The sequence below is a fragment of the Roseateles sp. P1_C6 genome (genome assembly GCF_056406315.1).
On sequence record NZ_JBFUAK010000001.1, the window covers coordinates 155,549 to 174,109 of the forward strand.

Consider the following 18,561-nt stretch of genomic DNA (forward strand, 5'->3'; position numbering starts at 1 on the left):
TGCGGTCATGTCCTTGGGCCCTTGCCGTCGGACAGCGCGTCACGGAGCTGATCCTTCTCCAGATTCCAAAGCGTCGAGTCCATGCGCTTGACGAGGGCGGCCTGCTGCATCACTTCGTCCTTGAGCCCTTCGTTGGACGCGGTCAGCGCGCCGATTTCGCGCTCCAGGCTGTCCACGCGCGCCAGCGCCAGCTTGACGTTGCCGACCAGCGCTTCCTGCGCTGGCAAGAAGTCCAGCATGCGGCCGACGCGCTCGTTGGAGGAGCCGCTTTCCTGCAGCATGCCCTCGGCAGCTGACGCGAGCCGCGCCATCGCCGGCACCACGTCGCCCACGCCGCCGACGGTGGCTGTCGTGCGCTCCAGCACCGCCTCCTGGCTTTGCAGCCGCTCGGTCAAACGCGCCGACGCACCGGCCATCTGCGCGACCTGCGGCACCAGCTGGTCGAGCCTGGCGACGACGTCGGCCAGACCGGTCGTGGACGCGCGGTGCTGCTCCAGGATGTCGGCCAACAGCGTGGCCAGGAAGCGCTCGCTGATCTCGACGTTCTCGTTGACGCTGCTCTTCTCGGCCAGCGACAGCACGTTGCCGCGCACGGTCTCGACCAGGTCGGTCGCCGCCTTGCGCACGGCCACCATCTGGAAGCCCAGCACGATGGAGCCGACCAGGCCGAACATCGACGCCGAGAAGGCCGTGCCCATGGCCGACAGCGGCTTTTGCAGGCCGCCGACGATCTTGGCGAACTCGCCTTCCATGTCGGCACCGCCGCCCGCGCTCTTGGCGATGGTGGCGATGAGGTTGGAGGTCTCGACCAGCGTCTCCAGCAAGCCCACGAAGGTGCCCAGCAGGCCCAGGCCCACCATCAGGCCGACCAGGAACTGGCTCAGCTCCTGGCGCTTGTTGAGGTATTGCTCCAGCGCCTCGATCTCGGGCTCCATCGCCGAGCTGTGGATGTAGACCTGGTGGCCCAGGCCCAGCTTTTGCAGCCGGTCCAGCATGCCGGTGACGAAGGCCGGCGGGCCTAGGCGCGGGTGCTGCTCGCCGCTGGCGTCGCCGTCCTGCAGCCAGCGCATGCCGGCACGGAAGACGCGGTCCTCGCCGAACAGCTCCAGCAGGTGGCCCACCATGGTCCACATGCCCCAGCACAGCACGGCGATGATGATGCCGTTGAGCAGCGGGTTGGACATGATCGCGAACGACACGAAGTGCCACATCGACGCGGCGCCCGCCAGCATGGCCAGCAACGGCAGCGCGACGAAGAAGACATGCCGCGTGCCGATGCCGTGGTCGCGCGGCGACTTCGGCCCGCGCGGCGGCAGCGGTTCGGACACGGTGGCGATGTGGGTGGCGCTCATCTCGGTTCCCTTGGATTCATTTACGGTCGCGAAGGGCCGTGTCGGTCAGCCCGCGGATGGGCGACAGCAGGTATTGCAGGACGGTGCGGCGGCCCGTGACGACGTCGGCGCTGACGCTCATGCCCGGCCCCAGCGGCTGCGCAAAGCGTTTGGCGCTGGCCGGGTCCACGGCGGCGACGACGCGGAAGTAGCGCTCGCCACGCTCGTCGATGAGGCTGTCGGCGCTGATCTCGGTGACGCGCGCTTCCAGCGTGCCGTAGGCCGTGTAGTCGAAGGCCGCCACCTTGACCCGCGTGGGCAGGCCCACGCGCAGCGTGCCGCGCTCGGCCGGCGACGCGCGGGTCTCGATGACCAGGGCGTCATCCTGCGGCGTCAGCTCCAGCAGCGTCTCGCCGGGCTTCACGACGCCGCCGACCGTGTTGCTGGCCAGCTTGTTGACGACGCCCGCCACCGGCGCCGTCAGCACCGTGCGGCGCACGCGGTCGTTCTCGGTCTTGATGTCTTCCTCCAGCCGGCGCAGCTCCACGCGCGCGTCGCTGAGCGCCGTGCGCGCCTCGCTGCGGAACTGGGCCACCGACTCGGCCTGGCGGGCGGCCAGCTCGGCGGCGGCCGCGGCCAGGCGGGGCAGCGACGCCTCGCTCTCGGCGATCTGCGTCGTCAGCCGCTCGACGCGGCCGCGCGCGTCCAGCAGTTCGCTCTGCGAACCGGCGTTGCGGCTGACCATGTTCTGCACCAGGCCCAGCTGCGAGCGCGCCACCTCCAGCTCGGCGCGCAAACCCTTGCCGCGCGCGGCGGCCTCGGCCGCCTCCTGGCGGCGCTGCGTGGCCTGCTCATCCAGCACGCGGGTCGTCTGCGCCAGCTTGGCGGCGCGGGCGGCGAAAGACTCAGACTCGGCGCGCACGGCCGGGTCGTTGACGTCGGCACCGGCGGGCGGCTGGAAGCGCGGCGCGCCGTTGGCTTCGGCGTCCAGCCGCGCGACACGGGCGGCCATGCCCGACAGCCGTGCGCCCTTCTCGGCGCGCGAGGAATTGGCCTGCAGGTCCGACACCGCCACCAGCGGCTGCCCGGCCGTCACGGCGTCGCCCTCGTGCACGAAGACCTTGGACAGGATGCCGCCTTCCAGGTGCTGCACCAGCTGCTGCTTGCCCGAGGGCACGATGCGGCCCTGCGTGTGCACGACCAGGTCCACGTTGGCCAGCGCCGTCCACAGCAGCAGCGCGGCGCAGACGCCAGCCGCGGCGTAGATCAGCGCGCGCGGGCGGCGCAGGCGGCGCGTCTGGCCCAGCGTGTTGTCGAAGTAGGACAGCAGCAGGTCCACCGGCACGTCGCGCGTCGTGGAAGCAGTCGTCATGGTTTCTCTCCCAAGCGCACGGCGACGGCAGGCGCCGGGGCGCTGGCCTGCATGTCGATGCGCGTGACGATGCGGTCGCCCGCGATGCCCTGGCCCAGCAGCTCGTTGCGCACGGCCATCGCGCGGATGAAGGCGGCGCGCTGGTTCTCGCTGAGGTGGATCTCGGGGCCGATGGCGACGACCTCCAGCCGCAGCGCGGGTGACTCGATCAGGCGCTGTTTCAGCGGCGCGAGTGCTTCGCCCAGCGCCTTGGCGGCGGCGGCGTCGACGGTCAGCGCGCCGGGCGCGAAGTCCAGCTGCAGGAAGCGCTCCGCCGGCTTGACCTTGGCCGTGGCTGCGCTGGCGGACAGCGCCGCCTCGTTGCCGGCCACGGCGATGCGCGTGCGCTGCGGCGCCTGCGATTCGATGACGGGCGGCGCGCCGCCCGCCCGCTCCTTCTCGGCCGCCGGCGCGATGAGCGCCTGTCGCGCACGGCCCAGCTCGGCCTGCTGCTCGGCGATCTTGGCGGCCATGCGCTTGGCCAGGATCTGCGCCGAGAAGCTCAGCGCGATCGCCAGCACGACGATGACGAACACCATCGCGATGACCACGTTGGTCAGCGCGTCCACGAAACCTGGCCAGTAATCCCCGCCCTTGCCGCCGCCGCCTGACATGGCCTACCTCCCCACGACCGTGCGCAAAGCGCCGGTCAGGTGGGCGACGCGCCACTCGTTTTGCGCGGCGCTGACGACGACTTGCACGATGTCCAGCCGGCTCTGGTGCAGGCGCTGGTAGGCATCCAGCACATCCAGCAGCTGGCGGTTGCCGCCGGTCAGCTGGGCGCGGAAGGCGTCCACGACCTTGCGGTTGGCGTCCAGTTCGTCGCGCACGGACGCGAAGCGCTCGGTGGCCGCGCGCAGGTTGGCGTAGCTGGTCTCCAGGTCCTGCACGACGCGGCGGCGCACGCCTTCACCGCGCGCCTGCAGCTCGTCGCGGCGCGCCTCGGCGGCGCGCATGCGGGCGTAGTCCGCGCCGCCATTGACCAGCGGCAGCGTCATCACCAGCATGGCCTTGCTGTCGCGCTGCTGGGCCTCTGAACCGGCCGCGTTGCGCGTCTGCGAATGCGTCAGCTCCACGGCCAGGCGCGGCAGGAAGGCAGCACGGTTGCCCTTGCGCTCGGAGTCGGCAGCCTGCTGCTCCAACCGGGCGGACTGCAGCTCGGCATTGCCGGCATCGGCCTCGGTCATCGCCGCCTCGGCGTCGGCGGGCAGGTACAAGTCCATCGGCGCGTCCAGCGCCAGGCCGAACGGCGTCACCGACGAGAGCCTCTGGAAGTTGCGCAGCGCCGCGGCCAGCGCCGCACGCGAGTCCGCCAGGCCTGAACGCACATTGGCCACGCGCGCCGTGATGCGCTCGCGCTCCGCGGGGCTGGCGCCGCCAGCGGCCACGCGGTCGCTGATGTAGCGCAGCAGCTCGTTCAGCTCTTTCTCGTAGCCCTGGCCCAGCTCGACGCCCACGCGCTGCTGCAGCACGGCGAACCAGGCTGAACCGGTGTCCAGCAGCGTCTGCGACTCGACGCCGGCCAGCTGCACCTCGGCCGATGCGGCCAGCAGCTCCTGGCGGGTCCACTCGTGGCGGGCCGTCTCGTCCACCAACGCCTGGCTGAGCACGGCCGAGTTGTCGTTGCGGCCCAGGTTGTCGGTGCGGTCCGGCGTTTCAAGATGCCCGCGCCCCACCGCGACGCGCGTCTCCAGCTTGGGCAGCAGCGCTCCGCGGGCGGCCTTGCGCGTGTAGTCAAAGCTCAGCGAGCGGTAGCGCGCGGCGGCCACCTCGGGGCTGTTCTGCCAGGCCAGTTGCAGCGCGTCGCCCAGCGACAGCGGCGGGCCGTTGCCGCTTAGCGCCAGCACCGGCGGCATGCCCAGCAGCTGCTGCAGGCTGGCGACGCGGGGACGAGCGGCGTCGACCGGCGCCGAGGCGGCGGCGGCAGGCGGCTCGGCCTGGGCCGCGGCCCAGGTGGGCGCCAGGCAGAGCAGCAGCAGGCTGCTCAGGCGACGCGGGGAGAAAACCATGGATCGCATTCCTTCAGGCGGACGTCGAGCGCGGCGCCGGCGTGCGCGGGGTCACCGCACCGGGCGCCAGCAGGCGCTGCGGAGGCGCGTCGGCCACCAAGCGGCCGCGCTCCAGCACCAGCACGCGGTCACAGATCTGGATCAACTCGGCGCTGTGCGTGGCGACGACGACGCAGCGCCCGTCCTTCCAGCCCGGCAGCGCCGCGAGAAAACCTTCCTGGGCCTGGCGGTCCAGCCCCAGCGTGGGCTCGTCCAGCAGCATCAGGTCCGACGTCTGGTGCAGCACGCGCGCCAGCGCCAGCATCTGCCGCTGGCCACCCGACAGCCCGGCGCCGTTGGGCCCCAGCTCGGTGTTCAGGCCCAGCTCGCCTCGGTCCAGCTGCGGGCCCAGGCCCGCCACGCGCAGCGTGCGCAGCAGCTCGGCCTCGCGGGCGTCGCCTTCGCCCGGCGCGACGACGTCCAGCAGCCGCCCGGCCAGGAAGCCCGGCTCCTGCGGCTTGTAGGCCACGGCACCGGCCAGCCAGCGGCGCGTCAGATCGTCCGACACGACACGGCCGCCCAAGGCGAACTGGCCCGACGTCGGCACCACATGCCCGGCCAGCAGCTTCAGCAGCGTCGACTTGCCGGCACCGGAGCTGCCGACGACGGCGACCAGTTCGCCCGGCTTCAGCGTCACGGTCAGGTCGGCCAGCACCGCAGGCCGATCCGGGTAGGCAAAGCCCACGCCGGCCAGGCGCACGCCCTCGGCCGCCGCGGCACCCAATGGGCCGCCCACTTCGCGGTCCGGCAGCGTCGCCGCGTCCAGTGCGACGGTCTGGGTCATGTCGCGCAGCGCGCGCATGAACTCCTGCCAGCGCAGCACCACCGGCGCGAACAGGCAGATGGAACTCACCAGCCGCCCGCCCAGCATGGTCGTGGAGATCAGCCCGCCAACACTGAGCGCCTGGGCTTCGATGCGGTAGACGCCGGCCACCAGCGTCAGCACGGTGCAGGCCGACATGCCCACCGGCAACAACTGCTGGCTGACCTGTTGCCAGACCCTGGCCCGCGACGCTGCACGTGCGGCGATGGCCGACGGTTCGCGCAGGCCGCGCTCGGCCACGCGGGCGGCGGCGACGGACATGACGCTCTCGCGCGCCATCAACACGTCCACCAGCCATGACAGCTTGGTACTGGAAGCCTGTGTGGCCACGCGTGAGCGGCGCGCCGCGGCAGCCTGCAGCACACCGCCCACCCCCAGCAGCAGCACGCCAAAACCGATCGGGATCAGCACCAGCGGCCCGGCGATGACGGCCAGCACGATGGCGAACAGCACGGCGAACGGCACGTCGGCCAGCGGCAGCAGGAACTGGGCGGACAGCACGTCGCGCGTGGACCCCAGCTCGCGGTAGCGCGACAGCAGCGTGCCCACGGCCAGTGGCCTGGAGGCCGGCGCGGCCAGCACGCCGCGCAGCAGGCGCTCGTCCAGATGCATGTCCCATCGCGCTCCGGCATGCTCCACCAGCAGCACACGCGACAGGCGCAGCACCAGCTCCAGCGCAAACAGCAATCCCATGCCCAACGCCAGCGCCCACAGCGTCTCGTGCAACTCATTCCCGACCGCCTTGTCATAGACAAGCATCGAGAACAGCGGCAGCGTCAACACGAAGGCGTTGACCAGCAAGCTCGCCAGAGCCAGATCGATCAGGTGACGACGGTTCGCGCGGAGGAACAGCAGGATGGCTTCACGCATGCGTCGGTAGCGACTCGTACCTCACGCTGGCGACAAGGGACCAGGCGGGATGGAAGAAAGAGGATTAAGAAGGCCTTTTGGCTATCCAATCGATGATATCCGCCGGAAAAAGCGCTGCATTGAAGGAAAATCCCGCCAAAACCCTGACTGATGTCAAGTTATACGGGCATCTGTGAGTTTTGACGCTTGCGCAAAACTGACCGCTCACCGGCCAACACGTTCAATAAATCAAGGCAAATGGAATACCCCGGCAATCTCTTCGTCGTCGCCGCACCCAGCGGCGCGGGCAAATCCAGCCTCGTCAAGGCCCTGCTGGAACTGGACGCCAAACTGGCCGTGTCCATCTCCCACACCTCGCGCGGGCCGCGCGGGCAGGAGCAGCATGGTCGCGAATACTGGTTCATCACGCCGGACGAGTTCCGCGCGATGGCCGAGCGCGGCGAGTTCTTTGAATGGGCCGAGGTGCACGGCAACCTTTATGGCACGTCGCGCGCGGCCATCGAGGCACGCATGCAGCATGGCGAGGACGTCGTGCTGGAGATCGACTTCCAGGGCGCGCTGCAGATCAAGCAGCTCTTCCCCTATGCCGTGCTGATCTTCATCCTGCCGCCCAGTTGGGACGAATTGCAGTCGCGCCTGAACCGCCGCGGCGACACGGCGCCCGACGTCATCGCCAAGCGCATGGCCAACGCGCGGGTGGAGGTGGCACAGGCGCAGAACTTCGATTTCGTCGTCGTGAATGCGGTGTTCGACACGGCAGTCTTCGACCTGAAAGCCATCGTCCACGCACAAAGGCTAAAATACGCGGCTCAGCGCCGGAACCGCTCGGCGGTCTTTCAAGCGCTCGATCTGCCCTGATCGCCGCAAACACCCTAGGAACACCATGGCCCGCATCACCGTTGAAGACTGCCTGACCAAGATCCCGAACCGCTTCCAGCTGGTGCTGGCCGCCACCTACCGTGCCCGCATGCTGAGCCAAGGCCACAGCCCCCGCATCGAGAGCAAGAACAAGCCTGGCGTGACCGCGCTGCGCGAAATCGCCGCTGGCGAAGTCGGCATCGAGATGCTGCGCAAGGTCCCGGTCTAATCCGTCACCCGCTGAACATGAAACGGGCGTCCTTGGACGCCCGTTGCCTTTTGGCCATCGGATAAATTCGAAGCATGGCCCAACGCTCCCTCACCGCCTGGTTCACGCTGCCTGGATTGCGCCAGCCGGCGCCGCCGACTGCGGCCGAGGCGGCTTCCTTCGACGCGCTGCTGCCCAAGCTCGGCTACCTGAGCAAGGCGGAGGTGAAGCGCATCCGCGACGCCTACCGCTTCGCCGACGAGGCCCACCTGGGCCAGAAACGCGCCACCGGCGAGCCCTACATCACGCATCCGATCGCAGTTGCCGGCATCTGCGCCGAATGGCGGCTTGATGCCCAGGCGCTGATGGCAGCGCTGATGCACGACGTGGTCGAGGACTGCGGCGTCTCCAAGACCGAGCTGATCGAGAAGTTTGACGCCACCACGGCGGACCTGGTCGACGGACTGACCAAGCTGGACAAGCTGCAGTTCTCCACCAAGGAGGAATCGCAGGCCGAGTCCTTCCGCAAGATGCTGCTGGCGATGGCGCGCGACCTGCGCGTCATCCTGATCAAGCTGGCCGACCGCCTGCACAACATGCGCACCATGGGCGCGATGGCGCCGCACAAGTCGCGCCGCATCGCCCGCGAGACCTTCGACATCTACGCGCCCATCGCGCACCGGCTGGGCCTGAACCAGACCTTCCGCGAGCTGCAGGACCTGTCCTTCCAGTACTTCCACCCCTGGCGCTACGCGGCGCTGTCCAAGGCGGTGGGCAAGGCGCGCGGCAACCGCCGCGACTTGGTGTCGCGCATCGAGGGCGAGATCCGCGCTGCCTTTGCCAAGGCCAGCCTGCGCGTGGAGGTGCAGGGGCGCGAGAAGACGGTCTATTCCATCTACAAGAAGATGCGCGAGAAGGGCGGCCTGTCCTTCGCCCAGGTCAGCGACATCTTCGGCTTTCGCATCCTGACCGAAGAGCCACTGCAGTGCTACACGGCGCTGGGCGTGCTGCACCAGCTCTACAAGCCGCAAGCGGGCCGCTTCAAGGACTACATCGCCACGCCCAAGGACAACGGCTACCAGTCGCTGCACACGACGCTGATGGGGCCGCTGGCCACGCCGCTGGAGTTCCAGCTGCGCACCGAGGGCATGCACCAGATCGCCGAGCAGGGGGTGGCCGCGCACTGGATCTACAAGAGCCGCGGCAAGCAGGCCTCGGCGCTGATCGCGCAGCAGGCCAATGCGCGCTGGCTGCAAAGCCTGATCGACATCCAGGACGAAACGCGCGACGCCAACGAGTTCCTGGAGCACGTCAAGATCGACCTGTTCCCGGACGCGATCTACGTCTTCACGCCCAAGTCCAAGATCATGGCGCTGCCCAAGGGCGCGACGCCGGTGGACTTCGCCTACGCCATCCACTCCGACGTCGGTGACCACTGCGTGGCCGCCCAGGTCAACGGCGAGGCTGTGCCGCTGCGCGCCGAGCTGAAGAGCGGTGACATCGTCGAGGTCATCACGGCGCCCGGCGCCAGCCCCAATCCGGCCTGGCTGAGCTTCGTGCGCACCGGCCGCGCGCGCTCCAAGATCCGCCATTACCTGAAGGACCTGGAGCAGGAAGAGTCGCGCGAGCTGGGCGAGAAGATGCTGGCCCAGGCCATGCGTGTCGAGGGCCTGGGCCTGCCCAGCCTGGAGCTGGACGACCCGGCCGTGGCGATCTGGCACGAACTGGCCACGTGGGCCGGCAGCGCCGGCACCGAGCAGCTGCTGATCGACATCGGCGCGGGCCGCAAGATCGCCGCCATCATCGCCAAGAAGCTGGCCCGGCTGATGGCCGATCAAGGCCAGAAACCGGACGCGCTGGCGCTGACGCTGGGCCGCTTCGGCGAGGCGCCGGCCGACCAGGGCAGCGTGACCATCGACGGCAGCGAGGGCGCGTCGGTGCAGCTGGCCAGCTGCTGCCGCCCCATCCCCGGCGACGAGGTGCGCGGCTACCTGGGCCGCGGCGAGGGCCTGATCGTGCACACCTGCGAATGCGCCGTCGGCAAACGGCTGTTCCAGCGCGACAGCGAGCACTGGATCCAGGTCGAATGGGCCGAGGAGCTGAGCCGCAGCTTCGAGGCCAGCATCTCGCTGCTGCTGAGCAACGGCAAGGGCGTGCTGGCCCAGGTGGCCCAGGCGGTGGCGCAGGCCGAGGCCGACATCACCCACATCGCCATGGGCGACGACGCGCCGCTGCGCGAGACGGCGGAGATGAACCTGCTGATCGCCGTGCGCGACCGGCTGCACCTGGCCGACGTGTTGCGCGTGCTGCGGCGCACGCCAGCCGTGCAGCGGGTGTCACGGGTCAAGCCCTGACATCGCTGTCGGCGCTGCGGTGACGGCACGGGGCCGCTCACCGCCTTGAGTGTTTCTGTCCACGTCCCCGGGTTAACCATTGTTTCTGGCCCCGGTATTGCGTTTCGGGATAGCAAATCGCCGAAATCGTATTTCTCCGCTTGTAACTCGCTGTTTAAGGTCCGCTCCGACGCCTGCAGTGGAGTGACCCGACGAGCTCTCCGCCGCGCAGATGGACCGCCCTGCCCCTGCAGGTCCGGCCGCTGCCAGGGCACCGCCCTTTGACTACAACGATGGCCGGAAAGACCGGCTCGCGGAGACCCCTCGTGACCCTGATCAGCACCCCCTTGCTGCGGCATGACCGCATCGCCACCGCCGTGTCCCTCGCCGTCGCCCTGCTGGCGCATGAGGCGGCCCTGGCCCAGCAAACCGCGGAGCCGGCAACGCAAGCGGCCAAGCCGGCCGAGGCCAAGCCCAAGGCACCGGTCAACGAGCTGGAGTCGGTGCTGATCATCGGCACGCGCCAGTCGCAGCAGTCCAGCATCAACCGCAAGAAGAACGCGGCCACCGCCCAGGACTCCATCGTCGCCGAGGACGTGGGCGCCTTCCCGGACCGCAACATCGGCGAGGCCATCTCGCGCATCGCCGGCGTCGCGCTGGACCGCGGCGACTTCGGCGAGGGCGTCAACGTGTCCATCCGCGGTAACGGCCCGGAACTGACCCGCGTGGAGCTGGACGGCATGGCCGTGCGCTCGGGCGCCGGCACCGACCTGCTGGGCGGCGGCGACGGTCGCGGCACCGAGTTCCGCGAACTGTCCTCCGACCTGATCAAGAGCGTCGACATCGTCAAGGGCTCCACCGCCGCAATGGTGGAAGGCTCACTGGGCGGCGGCGTCATCATCACGACCCGCACCGGCCTGGACTTCGACAAGCCCTTCTATTCCTTCCGCGCCGCCGCCACCAAGAGCGACCTGAACAAGCAGACCACGCCCAACTTCAACCTGGTGCTGGCCGACAAGTTCCTGGACAAGCGCCTGGGCGTGCTGGTCAACCTGAACCAGTCGCGCTACAAGAGCGAGCAGCATGGCGTGACGCAGGGCGGCAGCAACAACCAGCAGGGCCTGGTGCGCCTGGCGGACTTCGACGGTTCGCCCGAGAAGACCTTCACCTTCAACCCGAACACGCTGTCCAAGACCGACCCGGCCGCCACCGCCACGACGCTGGCCTCGCCGCTGATCGCCGGCGGCTTCTTCAACGCCGCCACGCCGCTGGAAGTGCTGACCAAGTCGGCCGCAGCCCAGACCAAGGCAGACTGCTTCGCCGCCTTCCCCTACCTGACGACGACGCAGAGCAATGCCATCGTCAGCGCCAACCGCACCGCCGCCTACACGCAGCGCGTGAACGAGCTGACGAGCTGCCTGAACCAGTGGAACGACTACACCCCGTCGCAGACGGCGGGCTTCCGCTTCAACTTCAAGAGCCAGGACGACAAACGCAGCGGCGGCGACATCCGCCTGGACTTCAAGGTCAACGACAAGCTGACGGTCTACACCAAGCTCAGCGCCAACACCCGGCACGTGGACGACATCGTCGGCTTCCTGGGCGTTGGCAGCAGCCCGCTGTTCAACGGGGCCGGCACCTTCACGGACAACGTGACGGCGAACACGCGCGTGCTGGCACCGGGCGTCGGCGGCTCGACGCTCCCCAACACCTACTCCTTCCGCACCAACAACGCGCCGCTGATCCTCGGCGCCACGACCAGCATCATGCCCGGCTACACGGTGGACTCGTCCCACCATGTGACCAGCTACTCGACGCCCAACGGCTCCTACGGCACCGACACCATCTTCAGCACCATCGACACCGATTCGAAGACGCTGATCGGCGGCGGCGAATACCGCGACGGACGCCTGAGCGCGCAGTTCCTGATCGGCACGACGAAGTCCACGGCCATGCGCTATGACCGCCGCGCGTCGTTCAGCTATCCCTACGGCGTCGGCAACTACGCGCTGCAGCCCAACGGCATCTGGGCCTTCACGCTGCCCGACGGCAGCACCAACGACCAGCTCAACTTCCCGGCCTACGCCCAGCTGACCCCCGGCGCACCGACGGCACTCTTTGCCGCCTCCGCCGTCAACCCGACGACGGTGCCGGCGTACACGACCGCGCAGCGCGCGCTGTACACCAACAACACGCTGCTGCAGGTCATCCGCTCCTTCGACACGGACAGCAGCGAGAAGACCGGCAAGCTCGACCTCGCCTACGACCTGCAGGACAAGCTGCCCTTCTTCACGTCGCTCAAGGGCGGCGTGAACTACCGCGACACCGGCGGCAACTTCTGGTCCGGCGCCGGTGGCACGATCAAGGAGCCCATCGGCACCTATGGCACGGCCGGCTTCGTGCCGGGTGTCTACATGCCCCAGGTCAACACGCGCTGGAACGTCATCGGCTGCGAGAACACGGCCGGCTCGCTGGGCGCGGGCGGCCAGCCCTGCGCGCCCGCCGGCTATGTGCCGAACAACCAGCTCAACACGGGCATCGGCGGCGTGGCGGCCGGCACCACCACGCTGACCCGTGCGCAGTACGAAGAACTGGTCCGCCAGACCATGACGCTGACCCCGGCCGGCCAGTTCTACGGCGGCTCCAAGGACCGCCCCGCGACGCTGATCGACGGCTGGAACCAGATCGACATCGACAAGCTGTTCGCGCTGGCCGGTGTGCCGGTGCGCCTGGATTGCTTCCGCAGCTGCACGGCCAGCGACGGCAAGGTCTATGACATGCCGGTGACCAAATTCTCCGAAAAGTCCAAGGCCGCCTACCTGATGACGGACTTCGAGACGGACCGCGTGCCCTTCACCGATTGGGCCCTGCCCTTCGGCATGGAGCTGGCGGGCAATTTCGGCGTTCGCGTCGTGCAGACCGAGGTGTCGGGCACCGGCTACATGACCTTCCGGTCCGTGCGCAAGACGGCCTCCTTCGATCCGCTCAACCCGAACGCGGCCGCCGGCCTGTCCATCGCCGCCTTCAGCCAGAACACCTCGGTCGCCGGCAAGTCCACCGACGTGATGCCCTCGCTGAACCTGGCGCTGTGGCCCATCGTCGACAAGCTCGCGTTGCGCTACTCCATCGGCAAGACCATCGCCCGCCCGCCGGTGTCCAAGCTGCTGCCGTCCGGCAACACCTGCACCTTCAGCGAAGTCATCGAAGACAACCCGGAGGAACCGGACGGCTCCTCCGCCGACCAGAACTGCTCCGGCACCATGGGCAACCCGGACCTGAAGCCGCAGACCAACGTCAACCAGAACCTGTCGCTGGAGTGGTATGCCAACCGCGACACCATGCTGACGGTGGGCGTGTTCCGCCAGCGCGGCCTGATCGGCGCGCCCACGCTGGTCGCACCGCGCCAGAACAACAAGGTGTTTGCCAAAAGCAGCGCCATCGACCCGGTCTCCGGCATCCCGCTGAAGGACATCGAGTTCGGCTTCAACCAGTGGGACAACGCGCCCGCGTCGACCCGCCGCGGCATCGAGCTGGGCATGAAGACGGCCTTCACCTTCCTGCCATCCATCCTGCGCTACACCGGCATGGACGCCAACTACAGCCGCGTGCGTTCGACCCAGGGCGCACCGACGCTGGATCTGATCAGCGGCGACGTGCTGCCGGTGGCCAACGAGCCCAAGTACTCGTGGAACGCCTCGCTCTGGTATGACGACGGCGGCTTCCAGGCCCGTGTCGCGATGCAGGTGGTGGCGGCGCGCTACTTCACGTTCTCGCCGAATTCGTCGAACAGCGTGGGCGTCAACAACTACCCGTCCATCGGCACGTCCAGCTACCGCCTGCCCTACAACCCCGGTGCGCCCATCTTCGGCAACCGCACCGCGTTCATCGACGCCAAGGTGTCGTACAAGTTCAAGAACGGCCTGGAGCTGTTTGCCGACGTGCGCAACCTGACCGGCGAGCGCACGCAGAGCACCACGGGCGGCTACCAGGACTATGCCGACGGTATTCCCAGCATCTACGGCGACGGCTACAACGGCCGCCGCTTCATGGTGGGCATGACCATCCGCAGCGCACGCTGAGCCCACGGAAAAGTCCATGACCCGCAGCGCCCGCCCTTTCTTCACCCGAAGCTGGGCGGCGCATGCCGGTCTGGCGCTTTCTCTGGCCCTGGCATTGCCGCCAGCGCAGGCGCAACAGGCTGCAGCCAGTGCGCCCGCAGCGGCGCCGAACACGCTGAACGCCGTCAAGGTCACCGGCCAGCGCGGCGGTGGCGTCGACCCGTCCATCGTCTCGGCCGCCAAGAGCAAGGTGTTGTCGCGCCAGTTCGCGTCCTCCTGCGCGTTCATGAGCGGCTACTCGGCCGCCGAGGACGAGGTCACGCTGGCCTACATGCGCGACTTCGGGCTGCAGGACAGCCCGTCCAACGAGGCCGAGCGCTTCAGCGACCTCAGCCCCGAAGGCAACGCCAAGACCGCCGCGGTCGGCAGCGCCGTCGAGGAGAACGTCGTCAGCACCCAGGGGCCGGACGCGATGGCGCCGTCGGTGGCCTGCTCGGCGGGCGACAAGCGCTTTGCCGCCGGCCGCAACTGGATCGCGCGCAAGGACAAGTCGCTGACGCAGGCCTTCGACGCCTACGAGGCCGGCAACTTCGTCGAGGCGCGGCAGCGCTTCGAGGAGGGCTGGGCCAAGCTGGGCTACGAAGAGGCGGCCATGATGCTGGGCCGCATCCACCTGCTGGGCCTGGGCACGCCGGCCAGCACGCCCAAGGCCATCGAATGGCTGCGCAAGGTCATCGACGCGCGCTACGACCCGGTGGGCGACCGGCTGCGCTTCGACCCGCAAAAGCCCGACAACATCAACACCCGCGTCGAGGCGGCGCTGCTGCTGGCGCGCATCCACCTGACCGGCCAGGGCATGAAGCGAGACCCTGCCGAGGCCTACCGCTGGTGGGCCAAGGCGCTGGACTACGGCTTCGAGCCCGCCGGCACGCTGCTGGGCCAGGCCAACCTCAGCGGCATCGGCACGGCGCCCGATGCGAAACGCGCGCTGACCTATCTGCAGGGCGCGGCCGAGGCCGGCCATGTGCCGGCGCTGTACGTGCTGGGCCAGCTCTACCACCACCAGTTGCCGCGCCAGCCGGAGGGCATCCCGCTGGACCTGCCGCGCGCCGGCGCCTACTACGGCGCCGCCGTCAAGGCCGGCCACCTGGAGGCCACCTACGCCGCCGCGCGCATGCTGGACCTGGGCGAGGGCGTGCCCGCCGCGCCCGAACGCGCGCTGGTGCTCTACAAGGACGCCGCGCTGAAGGGCCATGCCGACGCGCAGAACGCGCTGGCCACCTTCTTCTACCGCGGCGAAGTCGTGGGCCAGGACCTGCCGACCGCGCGCAAGCTGTTCCAGGCCGCCGCGCAGCGCCGCCACCCGGACGCGATGTTCAACCTCGCCGTCATGCTGGCCCAGGGCCAGGGTGGCGAGAAGGACTTGCCCGCCGCCTACGCTTGGCTCAGCCTCAGCAAGGCCATGGGCCACCCGCAGGCCGGTGCAGCGCAGGCCGCCGTGGCCGCCAAGTTGTCGCCCGAGGACAAGGCGCGCGCCGACGCGATGCTCAAGCCGCAGGCGCGGGGTAGCTGACCTCGACCACCTCGATCTTCTCGACGCCCACCGGCGTGACCAGCTGCAGCTCGTCGCCCACCCGCGCCTTCAGCAGCGTGCGCGCGATGGGGGCGATCCAGCTGACCTCGCCGGCCAGGCTGTCCGATTCGTCGATGCCCTTGATCGTGATCGTCTTCTCCTCGCCCTTGGCGTTGGCATAGGTCACCGTCGCGCCGAAGAAGATCTGCTCACTGCCGAAGTGCGCGCTGGGGTCCACGACCTCGGCGATGTCCAGCCGCTTGGTCAGGAAGCGCAGCCGGCGGTCGATCTCGCGCAGCCGCTTCTTGCCGTACAGGTAGTCGCCGTTCTCCGAGCGGTCGCCGTTCTTGGCCGCCCAGGAGACGATCTCGACGATCTTGGGCCGCTCCACGTCCAGCAACTCCATGAACTCGGCGCGCAGCCGTGCATAGCCGGCCGGCGTCAGGTAGTTGCGCGTGCCGGCCGGCAGGGCCGGCAACGACGGGCCGTCGCCATCGTCATCGTCGGCCGCATCGGATTCCTTGGTGAAGGCCTTGCTCATGCGAGCATTGTCGCCATGGACGCCTCACCTCGCTGCGGCCCGCTGGCCGGCCTCACCGTCATCGAAATGGCCGGCATCGGCCCCTGCCCGCTGGCGGGCATGCTGCTGGCCGACCATGGCGCGGAGGTCACCGTCATCGAACGCCCTGGCGGCCAGGTGCTGGACACCGGCACGGCGCTGGACCGCGGCAAGCGGCGCGTCTGTCTGGATTTGAAGACGACCGAGGGTCTCGCCGAGGCGCGTCGTCTCATCGAGGGCGCAGACGCGCTGATCGAAGGCTTTCGCCCCGGCGTCATGGAGCGGCTGGGCCTGGGGCCCGACACCTTCACGGCCAGCCACCCTCGCCTCGTCTACGGCCGCGTGACCGGCTGGGGCCAGACCGGGCCGCTGGCGCAGGCGGCCGGACACGACATCAACTACGTCGCGCTGACCGGTGTGCTGTCGGTCGCCAGCCGTGCGGGCGCGGCCCCCAGCCTGCCGGCCACGCTGGTCGGCGACATGGGCGGCGGTGCAATGTTCCTGGCCTTCGGGTTGATGGCCGCGCTGTGGGAAGCCCAGCGCAGCGGCCGCGGCCAGGTCGTCGACGCGGCCATGGTGGACGGCGTGGGCCTGCTGTCCAGCCTGCTGCATTCGCTGCGCGGCGCGGGCAACTGGAGCGACGACCCGGCGCAGAACTACTTCCTGCACAGCTCGCCCTTCTACGACTGCTTCGAATGCGCCGACGGCCGCTTCGTGTCGCTGGGCGCGCTGGAGCCGCAGTTCTACGCCGAACTGCTGCAGCGGCTGGGCTTCGATGATGTGGACGCCGCGGCCCAACAGGACCGCCGCCAATGGCCCGCGCTGCGCGAGCGCGTGGCCGCACGCATCCGCGACAAGACGCGCGACGAGTGGACCGCGCTGCTGGAGGGTACGAACGTCTGCTTCGCGCCGGTGCTGACGCTGGCCGAGGCGCCGCTGCATGCCCATGCGCAGGCGCGCGGCAGCTTCGTGCAGAGCGAGGACGGCCACTGGCAACCGGCCGCGGCGCCGCGCTTCTCGCACCGCTGATTCAGCGCGACAAAGAAAAACGCCCCAGAGGCAGAACCTCTGAGGCGTATCCATTTCTTCTTATTCTGGTGCGGCTGGCAGGATTCGAACCCACGACCCCTTGGTTCGTAGCCAAGTACTCTATCCAACTGAGCTACAGCCGCTGAAGCCTCACAGTATAGCCAGTTTTTTCAGGCCTCGGCAAGAGTTGGCCGGTTTTTTTGAAAATAGTTCAAGGCAGGCGCGCGGCGGCTTCGAAACAGCGCGCGCGGCGGGCGTCGTCGCCCTCCTGCTCGGCCAGCGCGGCAAGCGCCAGCCAGCTGCGCCGGCGCGCGGTGCTGGGCATGTTGCCGTCGTCGGCCACGGTCTCGAGCATCAACCGCGCCTTGCCCCACAGCTGGCGCTCGGCCAGCGCATGGCCCAGCGCATAGGCCAGCGCACGCTCGCGCGGGAAACGGGTCTGTGCCGCCTCCAGGCGTTGCAGCCAGTCGGGGCCACAGCCGGCCAGTACAGGCACCAGCGCGTTCGCAACGACCGCGCGGTCGTCGGGCTGCAGGTCGGCCAGGTCGTCGAAGAAGGGGCGCAGCCAGCCACGGCCATCATCCGGCGCGCCGAGCTGGCCGGCGCATTGCGCGGCGCGGGCCGCCACCAGCGGATCGCGGCGGTCGGCCGGGTCCAGCTGTTGCCACACGGTGCGCAGCTGGTCGACGTCACGGGCGCCGTCCAGTGCCTCGAAGGCCAGCGAACGCAGCAACCCCTGGGCCGCAACCTTGGAAAAGGCCTGGTGCTTGGCCAGCAGCCGCGCCGTGCGCAGCGCGTCCAGCGGCTGCTGGGCCAGGCGCGAGGCCTGCAGCCGCAGCCGCAGCGCCTGGGTGCGGCGGGCGACGCCGGGTGCCAGCTCGCCCAGCACGCTCAGCGCGCGTGCCGCGTCGCGGTCATCCAGCGCCCATTCGGCGGCCAGCAGGCGCGCGCCGTCTTCCTGCGCACGGGCGCCGCCGGTGCGGTGGGCCAGTTCAAGGGCGCGGTTCAGCTGCTCGTCGCGATGGCGGCGGTCCTGCAGTCGGTGCGCACTGGCGGCGGCCAGCAGGTGGGCCAGCGCCATGAAGGACTGGTCGGCCGCCAGCTCGGGCGTGGCGGACTGGATGTTGAGCGCCTTCTGCGCCGCCTTCTGCGCGCGGCTGAAGCGGGCGCCGAAGAGTTCGACCAGCGCCTCGCGCAGCGCCAGCTGGGCGCTGCGCTCGCGCTGGGCCAGCCGCCATTCGCGGGCACGCTTGGGCAGCGTGGTCAGCGCCTCGATGGCCTGGATGGCCGTGACGAGCGCGAAGCAGCTGGCGACCAGCAGCAGCAGGAACAGGTTCAGCGAGATGTCGAGCCGCCAGCCGGCCCAGTAGAAGCTGGCCAGGCCGTCGTTGGAGCCCAGCGTCAGCGCTGCGACGACGGCGACCGCGAACAGCAGCACCAGCCAGATCACGATTCTCATG

The 18,561-nt window shown here is 69.4% G+C and carries 13 protein-coding genes and 1 tRNA gene; 6 read left to right on the forward strand and 8 right to left on the reverse strand.

The features are described from left to right. Positions 1–5: 5 nt before the first annotated feature. Genes AC1D29_RS00450 through AC1D29_RS00470 form a run of 5 tightly spaced genes read right to left on the reverse strand, consistent with a single transcriptional unit; the run spans position 6 to position 6,483 of the window. On the reverse strand, positions 6–1,352 hold the full coding sequence (locus AC1D29_RS00450) for a hypothetical protein (RefSeq protein ID WP_477893659.1): 1,347 nt from the start codon (positions 1,350–1,352) through the stop codon (positions 6–8). Between the two features lie 16 nt (positions 1,353–1,368). Further along, positions 1,369–2,703: an HlyD family type I secretion periplasmic adaptor subunit gene (locus tag AC1D29_RS00455; protein ID WP_477893661.1), complete on the reverse strand. Its 1,335-nt coding sequence runs from the start codon at positions 2,701–2,703 to the stop codon at positions 1,369–1,371. Next, positions 2,700–3,356, reverse strand: a complete 657-nt coding sequence (locus tag AC1D29_RS00460; RefSeq protein WP_477893663.1) for a hypothetical protein — start codon at positions 3,354–3,356, stop codon at positions 2,700–2,702. Before AC1D29_RS00460 ends, AC1D29_RS00455 begins: the two co-directional genes overlap by 4 nt. A gap of 3 nt (positions 3,357–3,359) precedes the next feature. Beyond that, a complete protein-coding gene (locus AC1D29_RS00465) occupies positions 3,360–4,751 on the reverse strand; it encodes a TolC family protein (protein WP_477893665.1) in 1,392 nt (463 codons plus the stop codon). A gap of 13 nt (positions 4,752–4,764) precedes the next feature. After that, positions 4,765–6,483: an ATP-binding cassette domain-containing protein gene (locus AC1D29_RS00470; RefSeq protein WP_477893667.1), complete on the reverse strand. Its 1,719-nt coding sequence runs from the start codon at positions 6,481–6,483 to the stop codon at positions 4,765–4,767. A 237-nt stretch (positions 6,484–6,720) separates the two neighbouring features. Between AC1D29_RS00470 and gmk the strand changes: the two genes are divergently transcribed. From gmk to AC1D29_RS00495, 5 genes are all read left to right on the forward strand, one after another. Continuing rightward, entirely contained in the window at positions 6,721–7,341 is a 621-nt protein-coding gene (gene gmk, locus AC1D29_RS00475; RefSeq protein WP_477893669.1) for a guanylate kinase, read from the forward strand. A gap of 25 nt (positions 7,342–7,366) precedes the next feature. Next, the gene (gene rpoZ, locus AC1D29_RS00480; RefSeq protein ID WP_025563690.1) at positions 7,367–7,570 is read left to right on the forward strand and encodes a DNA-directed RNA polymerase subunit omega; all 204 of its coding nucleotides are present in this window, start codon (positions 7,367–7,369) and stop codon (positions 7,568–7,570) included. A gap of 74 nt (positions 7,571–7,644) precedes the next feature. Next, positions 7,645–9,903, forward strand: a complete 2,259-nt coding sequence (locus AC1D29_RS00485; protein ID WP_477893671.1) for a RelA/SpoT family protein — start codon at positions 7,645–7,647, stop codon at positions 9,901–9,903. Positions 9,904–10,208: 305 nt separating this feature from the next. After that, the gene (locus tag AC1D29_RS00490; protein ID WP_477893673.1) at positions 10,209–13,961 is read left to right on the forward strand and encodes a TonB-dependent receptor; all 3,753 of its coding nucleotides are present in this window, start codon (positions 10,209–10,211) and stop codon (positions 13,959–13,961) included. Between the two features lie 16 nt (positions 13,962–13,977). Further along, the gene (locus AC1D29_RS00495; protein ID WP_477893675.1) at positions 13,978–15,513 is read left to right on the forward strand and encodes a tetratricopeptide repeat protein; all 1,536 of its coding nucleotides are present in this window, start codon (positions 13,978–13,980) and stop codon (positions 15,511–15,513) included. On the opposite strand, the gene greB is transcribed toward AC1D29_RS00495, so the two are convergent. Beyond that, positions 15,488–16,054, reverse strand: a complete 567-nt coding sequence (gene greB, locus AC1D29_RS00500) for a transcription elongation factor GreB (protein ID WP_477893677.1) — start codon at positions 16,052–16,054, stop codon at positions 15,488–15,490. The two genes, AC1D29_RS00495 and greB, sit on opposite strands and share 26 nt — an antisense overlap. A 15-nt stretch (positions 16,055–16,069) precedes the next feature. Between greB and AC1D29_RS00505 the strand changes: the two genes are divergently transcribed. Next, the gene (locus tag AC1D29_RS00505) at positions 16,070–17,101 is read left to right on the forward strand and encodes a CaiB/BaiF CoA transferase family protein (protein ID WP_477893679.1); all 1,032 of its coding nucleotides are present in this window, start codon (positions 16,070–16,072) and stop codon (positions 17,099–17,101) included. Positions 17,102–17,167: 66 nt separating this feature from the next. On the opposite strand, the gene AC1D29_RS00510 is transcribed toward AC1D29_RS00505, so the two are convergent. Continuing rightward, a tRNA-Arg gene (locus AC1D29_RS00510) sits at positions 17,168–17,244 on the reverse strand. A 68-nt stretch (positions 17,245–17,312) separates the two neighbouring features. Continuing rightward, positions 17,313–18,560 (reverse strand): heme biosynthesis HemY N-terminal domain-containing protein, encoded by a 1,248-nt coding sequence (locus tag AC1D29_RS00515; RefSeq protein ID WP_477893681.1) that lies wholly within the window; start codon positions 18,558–18,560, stop codon positions 17,313–17,315. Position 18,561: the final 1 nt, after the last annotated feature.